The sequence below is a fragment of the Francisella sp. SYW-2 genome (genome assembly GCF_008711475.1).
GTDB lineage: Bacteria > Pseudomonadota > Gammaproteobacteria > Francisellales > Francisellaceae > Francisella > Francisella salimarina.
Genome location: NZ_VXKO01000015.1, coordinates 20,941 through 46,175, shown reverse-complemented (window position 1 = coordinate 46,175; position 25,235 = coordinate 20,941). Strand labels below are relative to the sequence as shown.

Genomic DNA, 25,235 nt, shown 5'->3' with positions numbered 1-25,235 from the left:
TTGTGCCAATTGAATATTTCAGATAGACTTCCTCTTAGCTGATTAAAGTACTTTTTCATCTTTCGCAAATAATGAATATATAAGGCTTTAATCAGTCCTTTCAATATTTTTTATCGTGTACAGAGAAAATTATTACTAAATACTTTTTCATACCAGTCTCTACTTATCGTGATCCATAACAGCCCCAACTCCAGCACCACTAGCGCCACCTACTACTGCACCGCTGGCACCACCTACCACTGCACCACTTCCAGCACCTAAGGCAACACCGCCTCCAACACCTATCGACATACATGGAACTATTCCCAACCCTAATGTCATAAGAGTACAGACAAATCCTAGAGCTGCACCTACCAACCCTCCAGCAACAGCACCTACTCCTAGACCTCCTACTGCACCAGCTGTGGCTCCTGATCCGGCTCCAATCTCAGCTCCTGTTTTAGTATTTGAATTATCTGCTGTAGTTGCGCAAGATGCTATAAATACTATGAGTATTGATACAAAAACTTTTTTTATAAATTCCATAATTACCCCTATCTCATTTTTACTTTATAAAATACTGAAATGGCCATGAATTTTGACATATTTAAATCCATAATTAATTTAAAAACAAATTTATATTTCTTATTTAATATATAAGTTTTACTGATACATATATGACAAAAAGTTACTATTGCTGATTAAAAATAAGATTAAATATGACTATAAGATATTGGAAAATACTGAAAAAATAGCTCTAACTATTTTGTCTGTTGTAAATTATTTAGTACCAAATCTTGAATATGATATATAGCTTGCATATCCTGCTTAGACTGACCTTGTTCGCCCATACTGACTTCTAAGTATACTCTGTCATTTCTTTGGGTTGCTTCAAATGTAACAAGTTCTTTATATTTATTAGAATAGGTCCATACTGTAGATTTTTGTTCACTATAGTCATCACCCTTTACTTCAAACTGTTTAGGATGCTGTTTTATAGCCTCTTTGATTGCAGCATATACCTGTTTAACAGAAATTCCTTGTTGCATTTCAAGACCATATCGACCGCCATCAGATTCAAATCTATTATCTTGAACTACCATATCACCACCAAGGAAGGGTATACAACTAGCTATAAGCAAAGTTACTAAAACCAAAGATACTAGCCTTTTCATCTATATACTCCCATTATAAAATAAAAGCCTAAAATAACGGCTATTAAAGATACAATTACACTAACAAGGATATATCCAATAGCTAATAATACCTCTCCACGTTGTAGTAAATTGAGGATATCTAAACTAAAGCTAGAAAAGGTAGTAAACCCCCCAAGAAAACCTGTAACAAAAAGAGATCGAACGTATGTCGAAATATCTTCATTAAAGAGCTTAGTCTCTATCAAAAAAGCTGCCATCATACCAATAATTAGAGAACCAATAACGTTACAGAGTAATATACCCAGAGGAATTTGCTTAGAAATACTTGCTGTTGCTTGAGTCAACGCAAATCTTGACATGGCACCAAGGCCACCACCGATACCAACCAATACTAATAAAAGTCCCATTTCTTATTTCTCCAATATTGTATATGCTCCTAGCTCTATCATTTCTTGAGCTAGTGATTTACCAAGTTTAATAGGATCCTCTCCTATAAGCTTTCTTTTTAAGATGTTCTTACCATCACTACTTGCAACCATTGCTGTGAGAGTTATCTGATTACCTTGTAACTCTGCATATGCACCAATTGCAACATGACAACCACCTTTTAGCTCTTGATTGAATGCTCTTTCAGCAGTAGCAACACAAAAGCTATCACTACAGTTTAGATTTTGTAATTTTTCTAAAAGCTTACTACTTTTACTCAAAGCTTCTACAACTACTATACCCTGACCTACAGCTGGTAAAGATATTTCTACCGGAATATACTGTGTTATTCTATCGTTAAGCTCTAAACGAATAAGTCCAGCACTCGCTAAGATAATTGCATCATATTCATCACCATCAAGTTTCGATAGCCTTGTTACAACATTTCCTCTTAAATCTCTAATTATAAGATCATCTCTATAATTCAAAAGCTGAGCCTTACGGCGTAAACTTGATGTACCAACGATTGCACCTTTCGGTAAATCATCTATAGAACTATATTTATTAGATACAAAGGCATCTCTAGGGTCTTCCCTGGGCATAAAGCTGGCTAAGCAAAAACCATCTGGTAATTGATAAGGTACATCTTTTAGAGAGTGCACTGCAATATCAGCCTTACCATTAAGCATAGCTATTTCTAGCTCTTTCATAAACAGTGCTTTACCACCAATCTTATTAAGAGGTTTATCAAGAATAATATCTCCTTGTGTTTTCATAGTACTTATCTGACAAGGAATTTTTAACTCTTGTTGAATTCTATCTTTGACGTAATTTGTCTGCCATAATGCTAGTTTGCTTTCGCGACTAGCTATAACTATTTGTTTCATATTTTAAATGTCTTTGCGATAAAGTTTGATATATCTTTTATTTCTTCAATACATACAGAGTGTTGCATACCCACATAGTGTTTATACTCATTAGCAAAGCCATTAGCTTTTAGCTTATCTGATAAATCATGACCAAGAACTTCAGGCAATACCTGATCATCGGTACCATGGCAAACTAGTATAGGTAATCCTTTATTTATAGATGTAATCTTATCTTTAAAATCATCCCATGCTGGCAAATATGTAGATAAAGCCATAATACCTCCAAGCCTCCTTTGAGACGTAATAGCTGTATAAGTTGCAATTACACCACCTTGAGAAAAGCCGGCTAAGATAATATTTTCACTAGCAATACCTTGATTGATCTGACCATCTATTAACTTGTTAACTTTTGCTATGGAACCATTAATACCTTCAACATCAACCACTCTATTTAGGCTACTTGCATCAAGTGACTTGATATCATACCAAGCACGCATCTGCATCCCCATGTTTATAGTCACAGGCATAACATCAGCATGAGGAAAAACAAATTTAATTTCATCTAATGAAACATCAAAATAATTGATAACATCAACAAAATCATGTCCATCTGCACCCAGACCATGTAGCCAAATAACGCAAAATTTAGACTGCTTTGGTGACTCAATAAGCTCGTAATTCATAAAAATTCTAATTCTTCTAATATTAATTAGAATGATACATTAATTTAAAAAATTTATTAATATCTAAAAAGTTAAACAATCCTCAAAGCATTACACATTAAGTAATTCAAGCTGTGAAAGAATAATATCAACACCAATTGTGGATAAGTTTGTTTATATCTATATGAAACTTTTGTTAAAAATGTTGATTCACTAATTTAGTAAAGATTTAACACATACATCAAACCATTGATATACAATCGTTTGAAGAGCTAAAATGTTATTGCTTATTTATGTAACGCTATTTTTTACACCCTGTGGATAAAACTGTTGATTTATTGTTAGAACTCGGTTAATTCTCTTCAATAACCTTAAAGAAAGCCTCTTGTGTAACAAGGTTTACAGAGGTGTTTTGTAATTTTATCTGATCATTTAAATCATACTTACCACTAACAGCAAGTTTTTTAGTCATCGCTAAATCTGCGATAGAAACCATTAAACGACCTTTATCTAGTTTTTCAATAACCGTTGCTTGGAACTCTAAATTAGGATTTTGCATTAGATAGACTAGTTTCCAATGTGAATTAGAAAAACGCTCCGTTTGTCTATTTGACTTAATAGGAATGTCTACTTGAGCAATTATATTATCAACATCTTCGACACTAATCATTTGCTTATTTTCTAAGAAATTACGTAATTGATAATGAACAAGTAAATCTAAATATCTTCTTAGAGGGCTTGTCACTTGTACATAAGAATCTAAACCCATACCTGCATGAATACTTGGCTCTGTAGAGTATTTACCTCTTTGGAGCTTTTTACGTGTTGCAAACATATCGGCTATTGAGTCAATATTCTCTAAATCATCTTGCTCAAGATCGTGCTCTGGCTGTGTCGAAAAAGGTACACAAATATTATTTTCTTTACAAAACTGTCCAATCGCAACTCCAGCCATCAGCATAGTATCACGTACCAATGTTCTTGAGTTTAAACGTGGTAAGTCAGTTAGCTTGACATTCTTATCATTATCTAATGATATTTTTATCTCAGGAAAATCAAGTTCTACCGCTCCCTTTGCCAAACGCTTATCAGTGAAATATTTAGCATAAACCTCTATGTCTCCAAGTTCTAGAGCAGAGATATTTTCTTCAACGAACTCATAAGAATATCTAGTAACTTTTATATTACTAAAACATATTTCAATATCATGAATATCACCTGACTCATCAAGTCTAAATCCTACTGACAAAGCTGGAGAAACTTCTTGTAGGCCTAAACCTAACTTTTGTGTTGCTTGAGGTGGCAACATTGTGATTATATACTCTGGCACATATAAATTAGAACCTCGCGCCCTAGCTTCAAGATCTACTTCATCGCCAAAATTTATGCTAGAAGATGGATCAGCTATATGAACCCACATTTTATTTTGTTGGGCATCCCAACTAATCGCATCATCAGGATCATTACTACCCTCATCATCTATAGCATAAGCGGATAGATGTGTTAGATCGACACGCTGACTATCTGACCCAGAATTATATTTAAATTCCGCAGGATTACTTTCTAACTCCGCACCATATCGATATAAATAAGGATTAAAGAATTCATCCCAATAACCAATATCCAAGAGTAACTTATACGCACTATTCTCAGACTCTTCCATATTTAAGTATTTAAAGAAACGACATTTTGTACTTTTAAGTGTTGCTAAAGCTTCTATTTCTTTAAGAAATTTTGTGTCTTCGATATTAAAAGTCTTATTATTAAGACGCTCTATAAAGTCATTTAGTTCTTGTTCTTTTTTGAGCTTCTCTTGTTTATCGCTAACTATTTGATCTTTTTGCTCTTGTGAATGAATATTGATAGTAAAGTCTTCATTAAAGCTAAAATACTCTCCCTCTGAAACCAAAAGCCATACTGTATAAGCTTGATTAGCTCCTACAGATTCAAAAAGAAGCTCACTTAACTCATCAATAGACGTTTGTTGCTGTTCTTGCAATAATTCCCATGTTAACTCTAACTCAGGAATTTCTAATCTCTCAAGCTTATCCAAATCGAAATCATGGTCTACAACTGTAAGTATTTGGACATTTTTTGCAGGTAACTTTATATTCTTACTATCTAAAGTTTCTATTTCTATTTTTTTATCTAATATCTCTACAACCTTTGCAGGTTTTGATTTAAAAATTACTAGGGCATTTTTGATGCTCTGATTTTCAAGTAACATAAAAAAAGTTCGGATGTTATAATGATGAGATTATAACATTCAATAGTTTATATTTTTATGCTAAATGTCGATATTATACGCAGTAGATTTATCAGAATTATAGGAAATATAGTCAAGCTAGTATCCAAGCTTTTTCATAAGATTTTCCCAAAAAAAAGATTTACTCTTCCAAGCTACAGCAAACCACTTATAAAAACAAACAAAGAGTCAAATATTCCTAGAATTATTTGGCAAACAAATTTCACTAATAAGGTAACGCTACCGCTATATATAAACTATCTGTTTAATCGTTTTATGGCTCCACGCTATGAGTATAGATTCATGGATAATGATGCTGCAGATAAATATATTGCCGAAAATCATCCAGAAGCTCTAAGCGCGTATAAAAAGCTAACCGTAGGAGCAGCTAAAGCAGACTTATGGAGGCTATTGGCTATCTACAAAAATGGTGGTCTATATATAGATATGGATGGCTGTCTTGTTGCTAGACCTGAGAAGTTTTTGAAAGAAAATAACGAAATGTTTATAAAAGCTAAGCATAGAAAAGAAACAGATGAGTCTAAAAAGTACTACGCAACTAACTATTTTTTTGCAGCCGCTGCTAATAACTCAAAAATCAAAGAATATATTGATATTATTCTAAAAAATATCGAAGCTAACAGATCTGATTTAGGTGTTTGGTATTTAACAGGTCCTGGTGTGATGGAAGCAATCATGAGTAATGAAAATACTACTTTTAGACATAGTAGAGAAACTTGTATACAGGGAGCTTTCACTAGTGATTACTTTCAATATATAGACAAACCAAATGCTCACTGGACAAAAACCGACAATAAAGATATTTTAGAATCTTAAATTACTTAATAACTTTATCTTAGTAGATAACTAGCAAAAATGAATAATTCTGGCTTTGAGAAAAATAGAATTAACTTAGAGATTATTTATCTTCTTTCTTAACAGCTATACCAAGCTCATTTAATTGCTCAAGAGAAACATTAGATGGCGCTTCTGTCATCAAACAGCTAGCTGTCTGAGTTTTAGGAAATGCGATAACATCACGAATGTTTGTAGTATTAGTAAGTAACATAATCAACCTATCAACACCAAATGCAATACCTCCATGAACAGGAGTACCATACGATAAAGCATCAAGCATAAAGCCAAATTTCTCACGAGCTTCTTCATCAGCGATACCTAGTAAACTAAATACTTTTGCTTGGACATCTTCTTTATGAATACGGATAGATCCCCCACCAACTTCATAACCATTAATAACCATATCATATGCTCTTGAGCTTAAGTCTTCAGGATTAATACTTGATAGCTCTTCTACAGACTCAGCTTTGGGAGCTGTAAATGGATGGTGCATAGCATATAAACGATTCTCATCTTTCTCAAACATAGGAAAATCAACAACCCATAATGGTGCCCACTCTTTATCAAACAAGCCAAGGTCTTCACCAATTTTAGCTCTCAAAGCACCCATTGAATCATTTACAATCTTAGCTTTAGCTGCACCAAAGAATAATACATCACCAACTTGGGCACCAGTTTTTTCAATTACATTGAATAGTGTCTCTTCAGAAATATTTTTCACGATCGGAGACTGTAATCCCTCTTTACCTTCAGATAGTGAGTTAATCTTAATATAAGCAAGTCCTCTTGCTCCATAAATACCAACAAACTTAGTATACTCATCAATTTTCTTACGGCTAAGTTTATCATTTCCGCCAGGTATTCTCATTGCAATAACACGAGCTTCTGGATCATTTGCTGGGCCAGAGAATACTTTGAACTCTTCGTTCTTCATATCTTCTTTGATATTTACAAACTCAAGAGGGATTCTAAGATCTGGTTTATCTGAGCCATACTTATCTATAGCATCAGCAAAACTCATAACTTGGAAAGGAGTCTTAAACTCAACACCAATAGTTTCTTTGAATAATCCAGCAATCATTTTTTCCATAGTTGACATAATGAAAGCTTCATCGATAAATGAAGCCTCAATATCTATCTGTGTAAATTCTGGTTGTCTATCCGCTCTCAAATCTTCATCGCGGAAACACTTAACAATTTGATAATATCTATCAAACCCAGAAACCATCAGTAGCTGCTTGAACAACTGAGGAGACTGAGGAAGAGCATAAAACTTACCATTAAAATTACGACTCGGTACAAGATAATCTCTAGCGCCCTCTGGTGTAGCCTTTGTCAAAAATGGTGTCTCGATATCTAAGAAACCATTATCGTCTAAGAAATTGCGCACATATCTAATAGCTTTAGAACGTGTAATTAATTTGTTTTGCATCTCTGGTCGGCGTAAATCAATATAGCGATACTTAAGCTTGACATCTTCACCTGTTGCTTGGAAATCATCTAACTGGAATGGAATTGTTTTAGACTTGTTTACTATCTCTAAGTCTTCACCAATGATTTCTACTTTACCACTAGCAAGATTTTTGTTCTCTTGACCTTCTGGACGTAGATTGACAGTACCAGTAGCTTTAATTACAAACTCGCCTCTCAAGCTATCCGCTATTTTAAAAGCCTTGCTTTCAGGATTAAAAACTAGCTGAACCAACCCAGTTCTATCTCTAATATCTAGAAAAATAACTCCACCATGATCGCGACGTCTATGCACCCAACCACAAATTGTTACTTTTTGATTTTGTAACTTCTCATTAACATCTGAACTATAATGTGTTCTCATTTAAATCAACCCTTTAAAAGTTTTTAAAAAATAAATAGACAAAATTTAATCACGATATTATAGCAAGAAATAATAAAGAAGACTAAGTTGATACAAATAAAATGTCAGATAATTATACAAAATTACTAATCTAAGAATATAAATTTAAATTTTATTAAAGCTTTTACAGCATAAAGCATTATAGTATTATATTTTTTACTACTTTTTTTTAATTTAAACAAATAAATATAAACATGATAAACGTAGAAAATATCAAACTTGACTACCTAAGCTCCGATGACTATCAAGAACTCAAAGAGGCTATGATAGAGGTTTACAATATTAGAAATCCTTATTGGGAAGACCACCAAATCGATACTCTAATAAAGAAGTTCCCTGAAGGGCAAGTCGTCATAAAAGTTAATGATCAGCTAGCTGGCTGTGCTTTGTCGATCATAGTTGACTATAAAAAATTTGGTCACAAACATACTTATAAAGAAATCACAGGAAATGACACATTCAATACCCATGATGATGAAGGTGACGTACTATACGGTATAGATCTATTTGTTAAGCCTGAGTTTAGAAGCATGCGCCTAGGTCGTAGACTTTATGACTACAGAAAAGACTTATGCGAAAGACTAAATTTAAAAAGCATTATTATCGGCGGTAGAATACCTGGATACCATGAGTATGCAGATAAGATGACTCCTCAGCAATACATCAACAAACTAAAAAGACAAGAGCTACACGATCCTGTTCTACGCTTTCAGATGAGTAATGATTTTCAACCGATTAGAGTTGTCAAATCATATTTAGAGGGTGATACCGAATCTAACGACTTTGCAGTACTATTAAAGTGGACAAATATCTATTATGAAGAAGAAGCTAAAGAAGCAGCACCTATAAAAAGAGATGTACGTCTTGGACTAATTCAGTGGCAAATGCGTCCATATAAAGGCTTAGATGAACTAATGCAACATGCTGAATACTTCGTAAACGCTGTATCAAACTATAGATCTGATTTTGCATTATTCCCAGAGTTTTTCAATGCTCCACTGATGGCTGAGAATAACCATTTATCAGAACCTGAAGCAATTAGAGAACTTGCTAAACATACTCAAACAATTACTGATAAATTCTCAGAGTTTGCTATAACTTACAACATCAATATCATTACAGGAAGTATGCCTGAAATGAAAGATGGAAAGCTATATAATGTTGGCTACCTATGCCATAGAGATGGTACTGTAGACAAGTATGAAAAACTTCATGTAACTCCTGATGAAGCTATGGTTTGGGGACTTCAAGGCGGTGACAAATTAGAAGTGTTTGATACTGATTGTGGTAAGATTGGTATATTGATTTGCTATGATTCAGAGTTCCCTGAATTAAGTAGAATACTCGCTGAAGATGGTATGGATATTCTTTTTGTACCATTTTTAACAGATACTCAAAATGGCTTCTCGAGAGTTAGAAACTGTGCCCAAGCGAGAGCTATAGAAAACGAGTGTTATGTTGCTATAGCAGGTAGCGTGGGTAACCTACCTAATGTTCACAACATGGATATCCAATATGCTCAATCAATGGTATTCACACCTTGTGACTTTGCTTTCCCTCCTACAGGTATCAAAGCTGAAACTACGCCAAATACAGAGATGATCCTGATTGCAGATGTTGATATCAACCTGCTTCGTGAGCTGAATCAGTTTGGTAGTGTCAAGAACCTAAGAGATAGACGTAAGGATTTATACACACTAAAGCGTCGAGGTTAATTAAAAATCTAAACTATCAACTGCCTAAGTCTTCTATTTAGAAATGGTGATAAAATAAATAAAATAATTGCCGCACCACATCCTAACAAAGTGAAATAACCAAATGCTTTTGAATAAGTATAGATTGTCTCCACTGGAGGGAGTGCAGCTGATTTGCCATCACCACTAATTAATATACCAAAACTTGCAGCTAGGAAGTTAGCAAAAGCTGAACTTAAGACCCATACTCCCATAAAAAAACCTATCATTCTTTTAGGAGATACTACACTAACCATTGCCAAACCTATTGGTCCTATAAATAATTCTCCTAAAGCTTCAAAAAGATAACTTAAACTTATCCACCACGATGAGATTACGCCGTTTTCAGCTGTCAAAGGAATCGCCACTACTAAAATAAAAAATGACAGCCCCATGATAAATAGTCCCTTGGCAAATTTAGTTGGATATGTGTATGGATTTGTTTCATATTTACGACTTAGATAGGTATACAAAGGGCCAAAAAGAATTATGAAGAAAGGTTCTATAGACTGATAAGCACTAGCAGGAATATCGAATCCAAATATAACTCTATTAACATTCCTTTCTGTAAAAACATTCATCATACCGCCACTTTGCTGAAGCAGAACCATAAATATCATATAGAAAATAGTTAGTGTAACTGTGATATATATCCTACTTCTATCATTAGCTTCCGAAATTCTCACAAAATATAGGATTATTAGTAATGTAGTAATCCCTATTAGATATAAAACTCTACTTGCCCAGATAGGATAAGCAAGTAAGACAAAAATAAAACCAGTCAAGATACACAGACCCATAGCTATCGTTACTGTAAACTTGTATCTTTCTACTAACGAATTTTTATTTTCTTTGACATCTCTATAGTATCCTGAACCTTTTATAAATATAAATAGACCTACTAACATTCCTATCCCAGCAATACCAAATGCTAGGTTCCAGCTAATTGTCACAGCTATATATGAACAAATAATAGGTGCGGTTATTGCTCCAATATTCATACCTATATAGAGTAAGGTGAAGCCCTCATTTCTTTTATATTCAGTATCTGTAAACAATGCTCCTGTTATTGCACCAATACTAGGCTTAAACAAACCTGTACCAACTATGACCAAACTCAAGCCCAGAAAAAAATAAATATGCTGTGTATTAGGAACAATCATCACAAAATGTCCCAAAGCTATTAATGAAGCTCCAATAATTATAGATCTATATTGACCTATATATTTATCAGCGATAATCCCTCCAATAATTGGTGTGCCATATACCATCGAAGCATATGCACCATAAATGAGGTATGTCCTAGAGTCAGAGATATCAAAAAACTTTAATAAATATAGAATTAGTAATGCTGTGATACCATAGTAGCTAAACCTTTCCCACAGACCTGTTAAGAAAAGATAAACCATTCCTTGAGGGTATTTAGATTGCTTAGCTACAGTCAACATCTTCATCTGTATCCCTTTTCTTTGTAGTTGCTTTTATAAGTGCTTGTTCGATATCATTTTTAAGATCTTCAACATCTTCTATACCTATTGAGAGTCTAATTAAACCATCACTTAAACCTTGTTTAAGCCTAACCTCTCTAGGAATTGATGAATGAGACATTAAAGCAGGAATTGATGATAAGCTTTCAACCCCACCAGCACTTACTGTTATCGCGAATAGCTCTAACTCTTCTAAAAATGCTTTTGCTAAGTTATCACTACCATTTAGCTCAAGGCTCAAAACTCCTCCAAAACCATTCATTTGCGCTTTTGCAAGATGATAGTCTGGACTACTTTCTAATCCTGGGTAATACACCCTTTTAACTAACCGATGTTGTTCAAGCCATTTCGCTAGAGTTAAAGCATTATAGTTATGCTGTCTTACTCTGAGAGCTAATGTTCTTAGTCCTCTAGTAGCTAAAAAGCTGTCAAATGGACTTGATACTGCTCCACCAGCTAAATGAATAAGATCTAACTTCTTAATCAGCTTATCATTATCGTTGACAACAACGACCCCACTAATGACATCTGAATGCCCACTTATATACTTTGATGCTGAATGTATAACGATATCTGCACCAAAAGATATAGGTTTTAAGTTATAAGGAGTTGCAAAAGTATTATCGACGACAAATATCAAACCATGTTTCTTACAAAACTGACCTAATCTTTCTAAGTCAACTACTCTTAATAGAGGGTTAGATGGTGTTTCAACCCATATCATCTTGGTGTTTTCTCTAAGATTTTCCTCCAAATTATCTAATTCACTTAGATTCGTATATGTTGCTTGAAGCCCTGATGAGTATTTCTTAACTTCTTCAAATAGTCGATAAGTACCACCATATAATGCATCAGTAGCTATTATATGACTATCTACACCTAAAATATCTAATACTGCATTAATTGCAGCAACCCCCGACGAAAAGGCATAGCCTTTTTTTGCTCCCTCTAACTCAGCTATGGCTTTTTCGTAACTAGATCTAGTAGGATTACCAACTCTACCATATTCAAAAGCTTTTTCACCACCTGGAGTTTGTTGACGATAGACTGATGAGGTATAAATAGGTGTGGTTACTGCACCTGTTACTGGATCACCTGGATCACCTGCATGAACAGCTAGAGTATCAATTTTACAATTTATAATGGTCATTGTTTGCTCCCATAATTTTTAGTTGCTAAAACGATGAGAACAATATTATTAACATTTTCGCTTTAGCAGATTTTATCTAGCGCCCGCAATTTGAAATAAATCAGCGCTCTTTAAGTTAGTTTGTCACTCTCTTATGCTTTATTACCATACTCTTGCATATGTTTGGCAATACGTTTATTTGTGCCATACATAAAATGGTTTTCCATCCTTTCTTTGTATTTGCTACCTGGTACAGTCAAACCAACGGCATCTGCAACTTCTCTAATTAACATAGGACTTGCTCCACAACAAACTCCTAAATAATTAACCCCAAAATCATAAGCTTCTTTAGCAAATTCTCTAATCTCATAACGATTACAATACAACGGATCTAATGCAGTTGGAAAAGTTCTTCCATGAGGAGCTGGACAGCCACAACCATTATTATCTGGTAAATTAAAAAATGTAGGATGTTCATCAGTAGTCCTATATGGAATAGGAAGCCCTGCGACATGGCACTTAACTGCTTCACGGATTTTCTTTAGATCAGGAAGCATTGTCTGAGGCCCCCTAAAACAGTTCAGACCAACAACATCAGCTCCTAACTGCTCCAACTCTTTACACGTATCTACAATACTCCAGCCATCGCGCATAGTATTTTGAGCCATTGGTGCTATAGTTAATACCGTTGGGAGGTTTGCTTTTTTCATGATCTCTAGAGCCCTAAAAGCCTCCTCTGCATAATAGAATGTTTCACCGATCAAAATATCAGCACCTTCTTCGGCAGCCCAAGTAATCATCTCATCAAACATCCTAGTTACTTCCTTTTGAGACTCTTTATCACCTTGCTTCCAGATATTTGAGTTAGAGATATTACCTGCTAATAGATTCGGCTGAACTCCTTCAGGTGTTGTATCGGCAACTTTTTTAGCTATTCTAAGTGCTTCTCTATTTAGCTTCTCAAGCAAATGCTCTTTGCCTATAACCCTGAGCTTCTCTCGATGCCCATTATAAGTAAAAGCCTCTACAACATCTGATCCAGCATGTTGAAAATCCCTATGTAAGTTTTCTAAAACTTCAGGGTGCTCCAATGACACCATAGGGACAAACTCGCCTGATGACATATAGCCACGACGCTCAATCTCAAATAGGAAACCTTCTGCACAGATTACAGGACCTTTGTTTAGTCTCTCAAGTAGATTTTCTTTTTTCATTAATTGGAAATCTCCATGTTTTAGTTAATAAACAAACTTTTTGATTATTAGCAAAAAGTCTCCTACTAAAACGATGGGGGGGTACAAAACTTAAAAGAAATGTTCGTTTTAGCAGGATTTGTAAAGCGCTCGCAAGTTGAAATAAATCAGCGCTATATGAATAAACTACACGATTCTAAATACAAGAACAACCTATTTACAGTAAAAAATATCCTTAATTTGTCATTTCAACTACACAAAAAATCAAGCAGTATAAACTATTACTTATCAAAAGTTTCATCATCAATAATATGATTATTACTAAGTATCTCGCACCTAATGCCTGATACAAATTGACCAGGCTAATCTACGCACTTAATAATACACTTATTTATACCATTATTAACTTAGTTATACTTGATTATAACTATGATTTTCTACATAAGCCTTAATTTTAATATTCTTATCTAACCTATAAAAAGCTATGCATGAATAGACTCCAATTAAAGAGACTATAGACATATACACAAAATATAGCTGATACCCTAATACACCCGGATAGGTTTCTAATAAGTATCCATTTAGTATAGGTAATAATATATCTGGCGAAAAAGATAACATTGCTGCCACACCTATAGCTAAACCCAATATCTCTTTTGGAAAATCACACATCTCTATAGTAGACCAATAAATTCCTCTTGCTGCATAAGTTACTACTCCAAACAACATTACAATAGTGATAATTATCCAAGTATTATTAAAAAAAATAGGTATAGCTATAGCAGAAAGGCTTAGTAAAAATAAAGAGACCATTATTAGCAATAAAGTTTTCAATATACAAAGTTTATCAGCAAAAATTCCTGCACATATTGCACCAAAGGGTTTTGTCCAAAGCTTTAGAGCTATAATACCGCCAACCATATAAGCAGTTAACCCGAAGCTTGATTCGTTTAAGTAACCAGAAAAACTATACGTTGCCCAAAATACTTGATATGCCGAAAAAATTATAAGAACAACATACTTAAATCTTCTATTTTTAAATATAATCTTTAAGTTAGAGAATAAGTCGCTTTTTGCTATTTTTTTAACTTTCTTTATATCTGTATTTTGCCTAAAGCAAAAATAAAAAATTATGCCTACAAAAACACAAATCGCAGAATACATCAATATGACATTTATTAAAGCTTGAGGATCTTTATCAGAAGTTTTCTTTGCGGTTATAAAATAAATGTATACTGCAGTTGTCGCTAATATAGCTTCAACAAGACCTCTACCCCCTTCAAAAGCTCCAAAAAACTTACCTTGAGCATTTTTACCAGCAATGATATTTATTAGTTTCAGAGAAGCTGCAGAAAATGATAAGCCTGTAGTTATACCCCATCCCAAATATACAAAATATAAAGAGTAAAAAGATGGAACGGTTGAAAAATAAAAACCAATACAGCCTGTACCAATTAGAGAAAATGTAATTAGCTTTTTCATCGAAATCTTATCTGCTAACCAACCACCAGGGACATATCCCAAGAAAAATGATAAGCCCAATATTGAATACAAATTACCTAGTTGAAAAATACTTATATTAAAGGTTACTAGCATTTGATCCTGAAAGTTTTGTCTAAGATAGACTATTGGATATATAACTCCTCCTGCTAGTATTAATAAAAGAAGTTCTAATGTTTTTTGTCTGCCCATTTTAATACCCTCAAAATAGAGACTATAAAAAGAGATATAGATTTAAGCCTTATCTCCATACGCTTGTATATGCTTAGCTATTCGCTGATGTGTTCCATACATGCTATGGTTTTGCATTTTTTCTCTATATTTACTTGCTGGTACTGTTAATCCCACAGCTTCGGCAACCTCTCTAATTAATGCTGGACTTGCTCCGCAACAGACTCCTAAATAATTAACCCCAAAATCATAAGCCTCTTTAGCAAATTCTCTGATCTCGTAACGATTACAGAACAGTGGATCTAATGCTGTAGGGAATGCTCTACCATGTGGTGATGGGCAACTACAACCATTATTATCTGGTAGATTAAAAAATGTTGGATGATCATCTGTTGTCCTATATGGAACTGGCAATGCGGCAACATGGCATTTAACTGCTTTGCGAATATCTTTGAGATATGGAAGCATTGTCTGAGGACCTCTAAAACAATTTAAGCCTACAACATCGGCGCCTAATTGCTCTAGTTCTTTACAGGTATCAACAATTGACCATCCATCTAACATCACGTTTTGACCAAATGGAGCTATTGTTAAAACTGCTGGCAAACCAGATTTTTTGATTACCTCAACAGCCTTAAATGCTTCTTCTGCATAGGAGAATGTTTCTCCTATTATCATATCAGCACCTTCTTCAACTGCCCAAGTCACCATCTCATCAAACATTCTCTCAACTTCTAATTGAGCCTTTCTATCTCCTTGCTTCCAAATATTTGAGTTACAAATATTACCTGCCATCAAATTTGGCTGAACTCCTTTAGGAGCAGAATCAGCAACTTTTTTAGCTATTCTAAGAGCTTGTCTATTCAAATCCTCTATAATATGCTCTTGTCCTGCCACTTTAAGCTTCTCTCTATGCGCATAATAGGTTAAAGCCTCTACTACATCAGAACCTGCATGCTGAAACTCTCTATGCAAACCCTCTACAATCTCTGGATGATCTAAAACTACTGTTGGCACAAATTCACCTGATGCCAAGAATCCGCGTCTTTCTAATTCAAAAATAAAACCTTCGGCACAGATAACAGGACCTTTATTTAAACGTTCTAGCAAACCTTCTTTTTCTTTAATACTCATTTTTATACTCCTCTTAGTCTTTAAACCACATATAAAAAATGATAAATATGTAGCATTTATTTAAAAATTAAGGCTTTTTTGGAAAGGCTTTAGAAAAACTATTTCAAAAAAACCATCTGCAAAAGCGGATGGTCTATAAATGAATATCAAAGACAACAAACTACGCTTTAGCAGAACTTATAAAGCGCTCGCAAGTTGATACATTAAATCAGCGCTATAAGACCAAATTACACGATTCTAGAAATAAGAACAACCTTTTACAGTAAAAAAATAATATGAAATAAGTAACAAACGATAAACACACTTATATAAAACTTTGTAAACTATATTTAGCCTCCAAAAATTCATAAATACCATCATCAGACCCTTCTCTACCAAGACCTGATTGCTTGACTCCACCAAATGGAGCTTTCTCGTTTGAGATAGCTCCTGAGTTTATACCTACCATACCATAAGCTAAAGCATTTCTTACTCTTCTAATCTGATTCATATCACTACTAAAGAAATAGCTTGCTAAACCATACTTGGTATTATTGGCTCTTTGGATAACCTCATCTTCAGATTCAAAACTAAAAATAGCTATAACTGGTCCGAAGGTCTCTTCGCAACTGATAACCATACTATCTTGCATATTTTCTAGAATAGTAGGCTCATAAAAGTTGCCTCCTAGCTCTGGATTTATCCTACCACCACAAACTAGCTTTGCTCCGTTATCTAAAGCATTATCAACATGAGACTGTACTTTATCGACAGCTGCGGCATTAATCAAAGGTCCTACTTTAATACCTTCACCTAATCCATTACCTTGCCTAAGATCAAGGACAGCTGACTTCAATCTAGTAATAAAATCTTCTTTTATAGACTGATGAACAAAAACACGATTTGGAGCTACACATACTTGACCAGCATTTCTTATTTTCGATGCTAGCAAACCTTCGATAGCCTTTTCGATATTAGCGCTTTTGAAGACTATAAATGGTGCATTACCTCCCAGCTCTAGAGAAACTTTCTTAACAGTATCCGCTGCTTGCTGCATTAGGAGTTTGCCAACTCTTGTTGATCCTGTGAAAGTGATTTTTCTGACTAAATTACTCTTCTGAAATTCATGACCTATGATCTTTGAATCCCCACAAACTATCTGTAGAAGATTCTCATCAGCTCCAGCCTCAACAAAAAGTTCGCGCGCAGCAAAAGCTGTCAAAGGCGTTAACTCAGAAGGTTTGACAATGACACTACAACCAGCAGCTATTGCAGGGGCTGCCTTACGAGTAATCATCGCAAGAGGAAAATTCCAAGGTGTAATTGCAGCAACCACACCAACAGGATAATAGTCCACCCTTCCCTCAGAATTACTAATATTTGGATCAAAAACACGTGAATCTATTCTTTTTGCCTTTTCTGCATACCATTTGATAAAGCTAGCTCCATATCGAACTTCTATTTTTGCTTCAGCGAGAGGCTTACCGCTCTCTAGTGTGATAATCTCTGCTAAATCATCAGAATTTTCTATTATCAAATCAAACCATTTTTCTAATAACTTCGATTTTTCACTTGAAGGAATATTTTTAAATATATTTTGTGCATGTTTAGCTACTAGAATACTATCCTCAACATACTCTGAGGATTTCTCTTCTAAACGACAAATTGACTTATTTGTAGCAGGATTAACTACATCAAAACTTTTTGCACCAGAAAAAGAGTATTTATCTATCACTTTTTTTAGAAGCTTGTTAGACATATTTGCCTCCTAGGTTTATATTGCTTGAATAGCTGTTATCGCAATTGTATAAGTTATATCATCTACAGTTGCACCTCTAGATAAATCATTAACAGGCTTATTTATACCTTGTAGCACAGGGCCAATACTTAATACATTTGCACTTCGTTGAACTGCTTTATAGACTGTGTTACCTGTGTTCAAATCAGGGAATATTAGTACAGTAGCTTTACCTGCAACTGGACTATTTGGAGCTTTTTTCTTCGCTACACTCTCGATCATAGCAGCATCATACTGAAGTGGTCCATCTACCAATAAATTAGGAGCACTTTGTTTAAGTAGCTCTGTAGCTTTACGCACCTTTTCAACTTGAACCCCAGAACCTGATGAACCTGTACTATAACTAATCATCGCAACACGAGGCTCAATGCCAAACTTCTTAGCGGATTCAGCACTTTGTATCGCGATGTCAACTAACTGCTCTGCTGTAGGATCTTGATTAACAGCGCAATCTCCGAATACTATAACTTCATCAGGCATACACATAAAAAATACTGATGATACTAGTGATGAATTTGGCTTAGTTTTGACTAATTGTAATGCTGGTCTAAGAACAGCTGCAGTAGTATGCTCAGCACCAGACACTAATCCATCAACTTCACCCAAATAAAGCATAAGTGTTGCTACAACTATTGGATCTTTTAGAGCATCTCGAGCCATACTTTCAGACAAACCTTTATGCTTTCTAAGCTCCATCAATGTTTTTAGGTATTTTGCCTCAGCTTCATCGACAACAGTTACAACTTCGATACTCTCAGGTAAACTAAAACCATTCATCTCAGCAACTTTAAAGATCTTTTCTCTATCTCCAATGAGTACACATTCAGCCAAGCCCTGTTCATGACAGTTTTTGGCTGCCTGCAAAGTTCTTGGCTCATAACTCTCTGGTAAAATGATTCTCTTTTTAGCTTTTCGCGCCATCTTCAAAAGATGATATCTAAATGCTGGAGGCGACATCACCTGATGCTCAGTGACATCTGAAGTAATACAATTAACTATCGCATCTCTATCTAGAGATGAAGATATTACTTCTTTAACTTTTTGAATACGCTCTTTATCATCAATAGGTATTCCCATTAGGTCTATATTTGCAAGTTTTAAAATTGTATTTACACTTTTATTTTTTGTTGTCAGAATTGCTAAACCTGCTTTTTTAGCAGTTTCTACACATAACTCCCTGACTTTATCATTAAGATATTCTTCAGCTGTTAAGATAATTCCTGCTATTTTCATACCATTTTTCGCAGCTAAGCAAATTGTAACTAAAATATCAGATCTATCAGCAGCAGTTATAACCAGAGAATTTGGAGTCAAATCACTTATAAAGTTATCAACTCCTCTCGAACACATCATTACCCTTTCAACTCGAGCCTCTAAGCCAACTTCTGATATGTGCTTCAGTTTAAGAATACTTTTGATGTCTAATACTCTTGGCGAAGTTCTTTCTTTATCCCACTCAACCACACCCAAAAGAGCTAACCCTTTTTGTTTAAATACTGATAACTCTTTGAGCTCCTCTATACTTACATGCTGTTGTTTGTCATAGGTAATATCTTCTTCAGTCAAACTAAAACTAACTCTTCCATCATCATCATAAGGTGCATTTAACTTTGTAATTACAGCACCCATAATGTTAACTTGCTTGGGTAGGCTTCGCATAACATAATCAAGCTCATCATTGATATCATCTATAGGCTTATTACCATGGTATGAAGCTATTATCACTTCCAAACCAAGAGCTTTTATAATCTCTATATTCAACTCATCAACAACCGCATTGATTGGATATAACCTATGATAGTTATTACCTTGCCTAAATAGGCCCGATATTACAGCAAAATCCGAATCTTGACACTTCTCATAAAACCTACTTATGACTATTTCAACATAGTCTTTTACACGATTATTAAGCAAATATGATTCTATCTGTTCAATGCTCATACCCATATCGTAAATAGGATGAAATGAGCCAACTTTTAATCCTTTCTGCTGTAGTGCGTATACCACACTACTTGCCAAAATTCTAAGACCCGTATGTTTTGATGTTGGAAGGATAAATATTGATTTTTTCATAGCAAACTCTTATATCAAACTTTGTGTTTCTTGAGCTATCATAAGCTCTTCATTAGTCGCAATAACCATTATATTATGACTATTTCTTGTACTTATAAATGTTTCTGATTTCACATTTTTAGCATCATCTATCTCAAAACCTATATTCGCTAACTTAGAAACTACACTTTCGCGAATATTAATGGCATTCTCGCCAATCCCCCCTGTGAAAACCAAACCATCAAAGTCTTTAAAATAGATCATATAGCTACCAACAAATTTGGCAATCCTATGACAAAATATTTCAATAGCTAGCTTAGCTAGTTTATCACCTCTATCAGCAAGCTCAGAAACCTCTCGCATATCACTATGACCACAGATTCCTAATAGACCACTTTTTTTGTTTAGCATATTTGTGATATCTGCAATACTCCAGCCAAGATTATCTGAGATATATGCAAAAACACTAGGATCTATACAGCCAGAACGAGTTCCCATGACAAGCCCATCTAATGGAGTAAGCCCCATACTTGTATCGATGCTTTTACCATTAACAACAGCTGTAATACTGCAACCATTGCCTAAGTGAGCAACTATCACATTAGCAGCATCTTGATTTAATATTTTTGTAGCTTGTTGAGAAACGTATTTATGTGAAGTTCCATGGGCGCCATATTTACGTATATTATGCTCACACGTTAGCTCTCTAGGTATCGCATACTCTGCAACATACTCAGGCATAGTTTGGTGAAATGCTGTATCAAATACTGCTACTTGAGGTAAGTTAGGGAATATTTGCTGACAAAACAGTATCCCTTCAATGTGCGCCGGATTATGTAGAGGTGCTAGAGGTATACAATCTTTTATCTTCTGTAATGAATCTTTATCTATGATTACAGATTTTGAAAAATATTGACCCCCATGAACTACTCTATGACCAATCGCAGAAATTTTTTCTAAATAACTGTTCTCTACCAAAAAATCTTTTAAAAGCTCAAAAATATCTTTGTACTTACCATTTTCTATAAGCTTCTGAACTTTCTGCTGAGCTTTAAAAGTTATCTTACAATTACTAGCTCCTATATTCTCGGCAAGACCTGTAACAAGTGACTCTGATGTTTGGGGATTCATAAGCGCAAATTTGACTGATGAGCTCCCACAATTTAAGACTAATATGTATGACATAAATGAATTGAAGAATAAAATAAGAAGTAACTATATTATATAATAATCTTGTGAGTAGTGACAGTTAGTACACTATATTTCGATATGATTCTATATATGATTAAAATGGTATATCATCATCAAAGTTTGATGAATTAATCTCAGCAAAATCAGGCATTTTATCCTGTTTTGGTGCTGGTTGCTGATTATTTTGAGCAAAACTATTATTAGGCTGTTGGTTAAAGTTGGGATTAGGGTTGTTTTGGTAGTTTGAACTACCCTGAGAATTACCACCACCAACAAACTGGAAATTACTAACAACAACTTCTGTAGTATATTGCATATTACCGTTTTTATCTTGCCACTTGTTAGTACGAAGCCTACCTTCTATAAAAAGTTGTGTACCTTTATTTGCATATCTTTGGATAGCCTCTGCAGACTTACCAAACACAACAACTCTATGCCACTCAGTGGTTATATTTTCACCCATACCATCATTAGTTGCGATACTTAGTGTAGCTACTGTAGTACCGTTTTGAGTAGTTCTAACTTCTGGATCGTTACCTAATCTACCTAACAAAATAACCTTATTTACTGTTCCTTTGGCCATCTTTAACTCCTATATTATTTAATATTTCTAATAATAAAGCTTACAGTAAAAAAGTTTAAGAATAAAACTTATCTGCTTAAATTTTCCCACTAATTACAAAATTTATCTCATCAAAATCAAAGCCATTATATAAGAGATAATTAATCGCTTTTTGCTTTAATTTCAAATCTTTTTGTAGCTTACTTAGATCTTTATATTTCTTATGCAAACACTGATGACAAATATCAATCCAGTCAACCTCAGCCTCTTGTAAAAAAACCTCTACTAATTCTTGTGACAAACCTTTTTGGTAAACAGCTGTATTTATAATTCTTCGTTTGCCTCGATACTTAGCAATTTCACTTATTATAAACACTCGCGCAAATCTCTCATCTGATAGCCACTTATTCTTCTCAAACTCATCTAATAGAGCCACTATTTGATCGCATGAAATATTATCACGAGTCGTAAGCTTATCAGAAAGTTGTTTGCGGGAATAATCTTGCTTAGCAAGTAGATATAAAAGATAATTTTTCTCTTTAGATAAGCTCATCTTGTGTAGCTTGTTTCGACTTAGATTGCTTTGCAGGTTTAGACTCTTCTTGAGGTTGTTCTTCTACAGCATATTTATGTGGCAATAAAAGTTCCAAAAGAGCTTTTTCTATCTCATCACGTTCTACTGTATTTTCTTTAAGGTAATCTTTTGATTTTTCTTTACCTTGACCAATCTTTTTACCTTTATAGCTATACCAAGCCCCAGACTTCTCTACAATTCCATGTTTGGCACCAAGGTCAATAAGCTCTGCTTCAAGCGAGATACCTTCTCCATAAATGAGCTCAAACTCAGCTTGCTTAAATGGAGGAGCAACCTTATTTTTAACAATTTTAACTTTTATTTCATTACCATTAACATCTACACCATCTTTAATAGCTCCACCCTTTCTAACTTCTAACCTAACAGAAGCATAAAACTTAAGAGCATTACCACCAGTGGTAGTTTCAGGATTGCCAAACATTACCCCGATTTTCATACGTATTTGGTTAATGAACATTACCAAAGTGTTTGAGCGTTTGATATTTGCTGTTAATTTTCTAAGCGCTTGAGACATTAGTCTTGCCTGAAGGCCCATGTGAGAGTCTCCCATATCACCTTCAATCTCTGCCTTAGGAGTAAGTGCTGCAACAGAGTCTATTACTACAATATCAACTCCTCCAGAACGAACTAACATATCTGCAATCTCTAATGCCTGCTCACCGGTATCTGGCTGAGAAACTATCAGATCATCTACATTTACACCCAAAAGCTTAGCATACTTAGGATCTAGAGCATGTTCTGCATCAACAAAGGCTGCTGTACCACCTTGTTTTTGGCACTGTGCAATTGCTAAGAGAGTAAGCGTAGTCTTACCAGATGATTCATGCCCATATATTTCAATAATACGCCCTTTAGGATATCCTCCTATGCCCAATGCAACATCAAGAGCAATAATACCTGAAGGGATAACATCTATATCATGAGCTGTCTCTTGATCACCCAATCTCATAATAGAGCCTTTACCAAACTGCTTCTCAATCTGTGAGAGCGCTGACTCTAGAGCTTTTTCTTTACTCATAACTAACTCAAACTCCTATTGTAATCTTAGTGTTGCTTATCATCGACAGGCTTTTCTAATGAATCCTGATACATAGCATCAAAATTCACAGCTGATAAACAAAGCTGAGGGAAACCGCCACTACTGACTAAATCAGAAATAGCTTCACGTGCATAATGGTACAAAATATTTGGGCAAAATGCTTTTTTTGCATGCTCAATTTGAGCCTCTTGCATATTTGATACTGTAAAAATCCCTGCTTGCTTAACCTCTGCCTCAAAAGCAACCACACCTTCATTTTCAACCTTCACTTCAAGAGTTAAAACACTTTCATAAGTATTTTCTTCTGGTAGCTGTGTCGCTTCGATTTTCAGATCTGTATGCAACTCTGGCTTCCATGCTGTAGTCCAGATTTTATCAGAATTAGGAATAGAGAAAGACATATCCTTTACATAAACTTTTTGAATTTGAAACTGTGGTTGTGCTTGCTGATCCATTCTATGATCCTTAATATTTTTATTTTGATAATGATTTAACAGGGTAACTTGCCTGTAGCCATGCTGATAGACCACCTTTAAGTACAAAAACTTGTTCAAAGCCTTCTTTGCGTAACTCATGCATTGCTTTTTCGGCACCGTCTCCATATATAACTATAGGCTTAGACTTGTACTTAGCTAACTTTTTATGCTTTTGAGCAATTTCTTCTAACTTGATATTATGAGCCCCAATTATATGAGCACTCGCAAAACTCTCTTGATCTCTTGTATCTAGATATACGCCTTTACCTCTATTTACAGTAATAACAGCATCCGCAACAGACAAAGTATATTGAGCTTTTTTAGTTTGAGTCAGCTCAAAAATTATATAAATTGCTAACAGAAGTATAAAAGACAAACAAAACAATAAGTTTTGCGATACAAAATAGCCTAAATTTTCCATAATTTGAATTTTCTTTTTTATTTAAATATTATTGACATCTAAGCTAAGATTATACATAGCTTTATAGTTAAAAAAAAGCGACTTTTAATTGTTATAAGTTTAAAAGAGATACTAGAAAAAATATATTAGAATTATATTACAGAGACTAAATTATTGCATTTTAGCAATAACATCTTTAGTTACATCAATACTATCAACATTATATAGGCTCATCTCAGCAGGTAAGATAGCATCTAATTGCTTATCTTTAGCAACTTGCGCAGAAGCTTTAGTCAAAGCATCTTTGAATGCATCAGCATCATCAGAAGCCATTTTTTGAACTTGATTCATTAGATCTTGGTATTCTCTCATTGCTTTCTCAAGATCAGCCTGAGCTTGTTGTTTATCTTGACCTTCTACCTTATCAGCTGCTTGAGCATCTTTAGTATCACCTTTAGAATCATCTGCTTGAACATCATCTTTTTCTTCAGTATAAGCATTTACTTTTTGTTGTAAAGATGTGATGTTTTGCTTAAGTTGATCCATTTGTGGTTTCAATTTCTTCTCATCAGCAGTAACTTTTGCTTTACCTAAAGGTGAAGTCTCAAAGATATCTTGAACATTAGCAAAACCTACTCCACCAGCCATAGCAGTAGTTGCAGATACCATTAGACCACCAGCGATCATTGCACCTAATATAGTCTTTTTCATAATTTCCATTCCTTAG

Annotated in this window: 23 protein-coding genes; 2 read left to right on the top strand and 21 right to left on the bottom strand. The window is 34.5% G+C overall.

Annotated features, from left to right (window positions below; genetic code table 11):
- Positions 1–159: 159 nt before the first annotated feature.
- The 6 genes from F3D57_RS06080 to F3D57_RS06055 all read right to left on the bottom strand — a co-directional run bounded on the left by F3D57_RS06080 (position 160) and on the right by F3D57_RS06055 (position 5,320).
- Complete coding sequence (locus tag F3D57_RS06080; protein WP_150465581.1) at positions 160–525, bottom strand: hypothetical protein; 366 nt, start codon at positions 523–525, stop codon at positions 160–162.
- Positions 526–740: 215 nt separating this feature from the next.
- The gene (locus tag F3D57_RS06075) at positions 741–1,154 is read right to left on the bottom strand and encodes a hypothetical protein (RefSeq protein WP_146421653.1); all 414 of its coding nucleotides are present in this window, start codon (positions 1,152–1,154) and stop codon (positions 741–743) included.
- The gene (gene crcB, locus F3D57_RS06070; RefSeq protein WP_150465580.1) at positions 1,151–1,543 is read right to left on the bottom strand and encodes a fluoride efflux transporter CrcB; all 393 of its coding nucleotides are present in this window, start codon (positions 1,541–1,543) and stop codon (positions 1,151–1,153) included. The genes F3D57_RS06075 and crcB overlap by 4 nt, the downstream gene beginning before the upstream one ends.
- A 3-nt stretch (positions 1,544–1,546) precedes the next feature.
- Positions 1,547–2,449, bottom strand: a complete 903-nt coding sequence (hemC, locus tag F3D57_RS06065; RefSeq protein WP_150465579.1) for a hydroxymethylbilane synthase — start codon at positions 2,447–2,449, stop codon at positions 1,547–1,549.
- A complete protein-coding gene (locus F3D57_RS06060) occupies positions 2,446–3,114 on the bottom strand; it encodes a dienelactone hydrolase family protein (RefSeq protein WP_150465578.1) in 669 nt (222 codons plus the stop codon). Before F3D57_RS06060 ends, hemC begins: the two co-directional genes overlap by 4 nt.
- A 331-nt stretch (positions 3,115–3,445) precedes the next feature.
- Positions 3,446–5,320: a ribonuclease catalytic domain-containing protein gene (locus F3D57_RS06055; protein ID WP_150465577.1), complete on the bottom strand. Its 1,875-nt coding sequence runs from the start codon at positions 5,318–5,320 to the stop codon at positions 3,446–3,448.
- Positions 5,321–5,377: 57 nt separating this feature from the next.
- Between F3D57_RS06055 and F3D57_RS06050 the strand changes: the two genes are divergently transcribed.
- Positions 5,378–6,175: a glycosyltransferase family 32 protein gene (locus F3D57_RS06050; protein WP_150465576.1), complete on the top strand. Its 798-nt coding sequence runs from the start codon at positions 5,378–5,380 to the stop codon at positions 6,173–6,175.
- An 82-nt stretch (positions 6,176–6,257) separates the two neighbouring features.
- Here F3D57_RS06050 and aspS read toward each other — a convergent pair whose 3' ends face one another.
- Positions 6,258–8,030 (bottom strand): aspartate--tRNA ligase, encoded by a 1,773-nt coding sequence (gene aspS / locus F3D57_RS06045; RefSeq protein ID WP_150465575.1) that lies wholly within the window; start codon positions 8,028–8,030, stop codon positions 6,258–6,260.
- A 233-nt stretch (positions 8,031–8,263) separates the two neighbouring features.
- On the opposite strand from aspS, the gene F3D57_RS06040 reads away from it, so the two are divergent.
- A complete protein-coding gene (locus tag F3D57_RS06040) occupies positions 8,264–9,784 on the top strand; it encodes a carbon-nitrogen hydrolase family protein (RefSeq protein ID WP_150465574.1) in 1,521 nt (506 codons plus the stop codon).
- Between the two features lie 8 nt (positions 9,785–9,792).
- On the opposite strand, the gene F3D57_RS06035 is transcribed toward F3D57_RS06040, so the two are convergent.
- From F3D57_RS06035 to F3D57_RS05970, 14 genes are all read right to left on the bottom strand, one after another.
- Positions 9,793–11,256: a peptide MFS transporter gene (locus F3D57_RS06035; protein ID WP_150465573.1), complete on the bottom strand. Its 1,464-nt coding sequence runs from the start codon at positions 11,254–11,256 to the stop codon at positions 9,793–9,795.
- Positions 11,234–12,439, bottom strand: coding sequence for a trans-sulfuration enzyme family protein (locus tag F3D57_RS06030; protein ID WP_150465572.1), 1,206 nt, complete (start codon positions 12,437–12,439; stop codon positions 11,234–11,236). The genes F3D57_RS06035 and F3D57_RS06030 overlap by 23 nt, the downstream gene beginning before the upstream one ends.
- Positions 12,440–12,570: 131 nt before the next feature.
- The gene (locus tag F3D57_RS06025) at positions 12,571–13,632 is read right to left on the bottom strand and encodes a homocysteine S-methyltransferase family protein (RefSeq protein WP_150465571.1); all 1,062 of its coding nucleotides are present in this window, start codon (positions 13,630–13,632) and stop codon (positions 12,571–12,573) included.
- A 390-nt stretch (positions 13,633–14,022) separates the two neighbouring features.
- Positions 14,023–15,303 carry an MFS transporter gene (locus tag F3D57_RS06020; RefSeq protein WP_150465570.1) on the bottom strand — a complete coding sequence of 427 codons (1,281 nt, stop codon included), beginning with the start codon at positions 15,301–15,303 and terminating at the stop codon, positions 14,023–14,025.
- A 42-nt stretch (positions 15,304–15,345) separates the two neighbouring features.
- On the bottom strand, positions 15,346–16,416 hold the full coding sequence (locus F3D57_RS06015) for a homocysteine S-methyltransferase family protein (protein WP_150465569.1): 1,071 nt from the start codon (positions 16,414–16,416) through the stop codon (positions 15,346–15,348).
- 304 nt (positions 16,417–16,720) lie between these two features.
- Positions 16,721–18,154 (bottom strand): NAD-dependent succinate-semialdehyde dehydrogenase, encoded by a 1,434-nt coding sequence (locus F3D57_RS06010; protein ID WP_150465568.1) that lies wholly within the window; start codon positions 18,152–18,154, stop codon positions 16,721–16,723.
- 15 nt (positions 18,155–18,169) lie between these two features.
- Positions 18,170–20,266 (bottom strand): phosphate acetyltransferase, encoded by a 2,097-nt coding sequence (gene pta / locus F3D57_RS06005; RefSeq protein ID WP_150465567.1) that lies wholly within the window; start codon positions 20,264–20,266, stop codon positions 18,170–18,172.
- A gap of 9 nt (positions 20,267–20,275) precedes the next feature.
- Positions 20,276–21,430, bottom strand: coding sequence for an acetate/propionate family kinase (locus F3D57_RS06000; RefSeq protein WP_150465566.1), 1,155 nt, complete (start codon positions 21,428–21,430; stop codon positions 20,276–20,278).
- A gap of 100 nt (positions 21,431–21,530) precedes the next feature.
- On the bottom strand, positions 21,531–22,019 hold the full coding sequence (locus tag F3D57_RS05995; protein WP_013921903.1) for a single-stranded DNA-binding protein: 489 nt from the start codon (positions 22,017–22,019) through the stop codon (positions 21,531–21,533).
- Between the two features lie 76 nt (positions 22,020–22,095).
- Positions 22,096–22,551 carry a regulatory protein RecX gene (locus tag F3D57_RS05990; RefSeq protein ID WP_150465565.1) on the bottom strand — a complete coding sequence of 152 codons (456 nt, stop codon included), beginning with the start codon at positions 22,549–22,551 and terminating at the stop codon, positions 22,096–22,098.
- A complete protein-coding gene (gene recA, locus F3D57_RS05985) occupies positions 22,538–23,611 on the bottom strand; it encodes a recombinase RecA (RefSeq protein WP_013921901.1) in 1,074 nt (357 codons plus the stop codon). The genes F3D57_RS05990 and recA overlap by 14 nt, the downstream gene beginning before the upstream one ends.
- 26 nt (positions 23,612–23,637) lie before the next feature.
- Positions 23,638–24,087, bottom strand: coding sequence for a protein-export chaperone SecB (gene secB, locus F3D57_RS05980; RefSeq protein WP_150465564.1), 450 nt, complete (start codon positions 24,085–24,087; stop codon positions 23,638–23,640).
- Positions 24,088–24,106: 19 nt separating this feature from the next.
- Positions 24,107–24,529: a rhodanese-like domain-containing protein gene (locus F3D57_RS05975; RefSeq protein WP_149369061.1), complete on the bottom strand. Its 423-nt coding sequence runs from the start codon at positions 24,527–24,529 to the stop codon at positions 24,107–24,109.
- A 150-nt stretch (positions 24,530–24,679) separates the two neighbouring features.
- Positions 24,680–25,219, bottom strand: coding sequence for an OmpH family outer membrane protein (locus F3D57_RS05970; protein ID WP_013921898.1), 540 nt, complete (start codon positions 25,217–25,219; stop codon positions 24,680–24,682).
- Between the last annotated feature and the right edge of the window lie 16 nt (positions 25,220–25,235).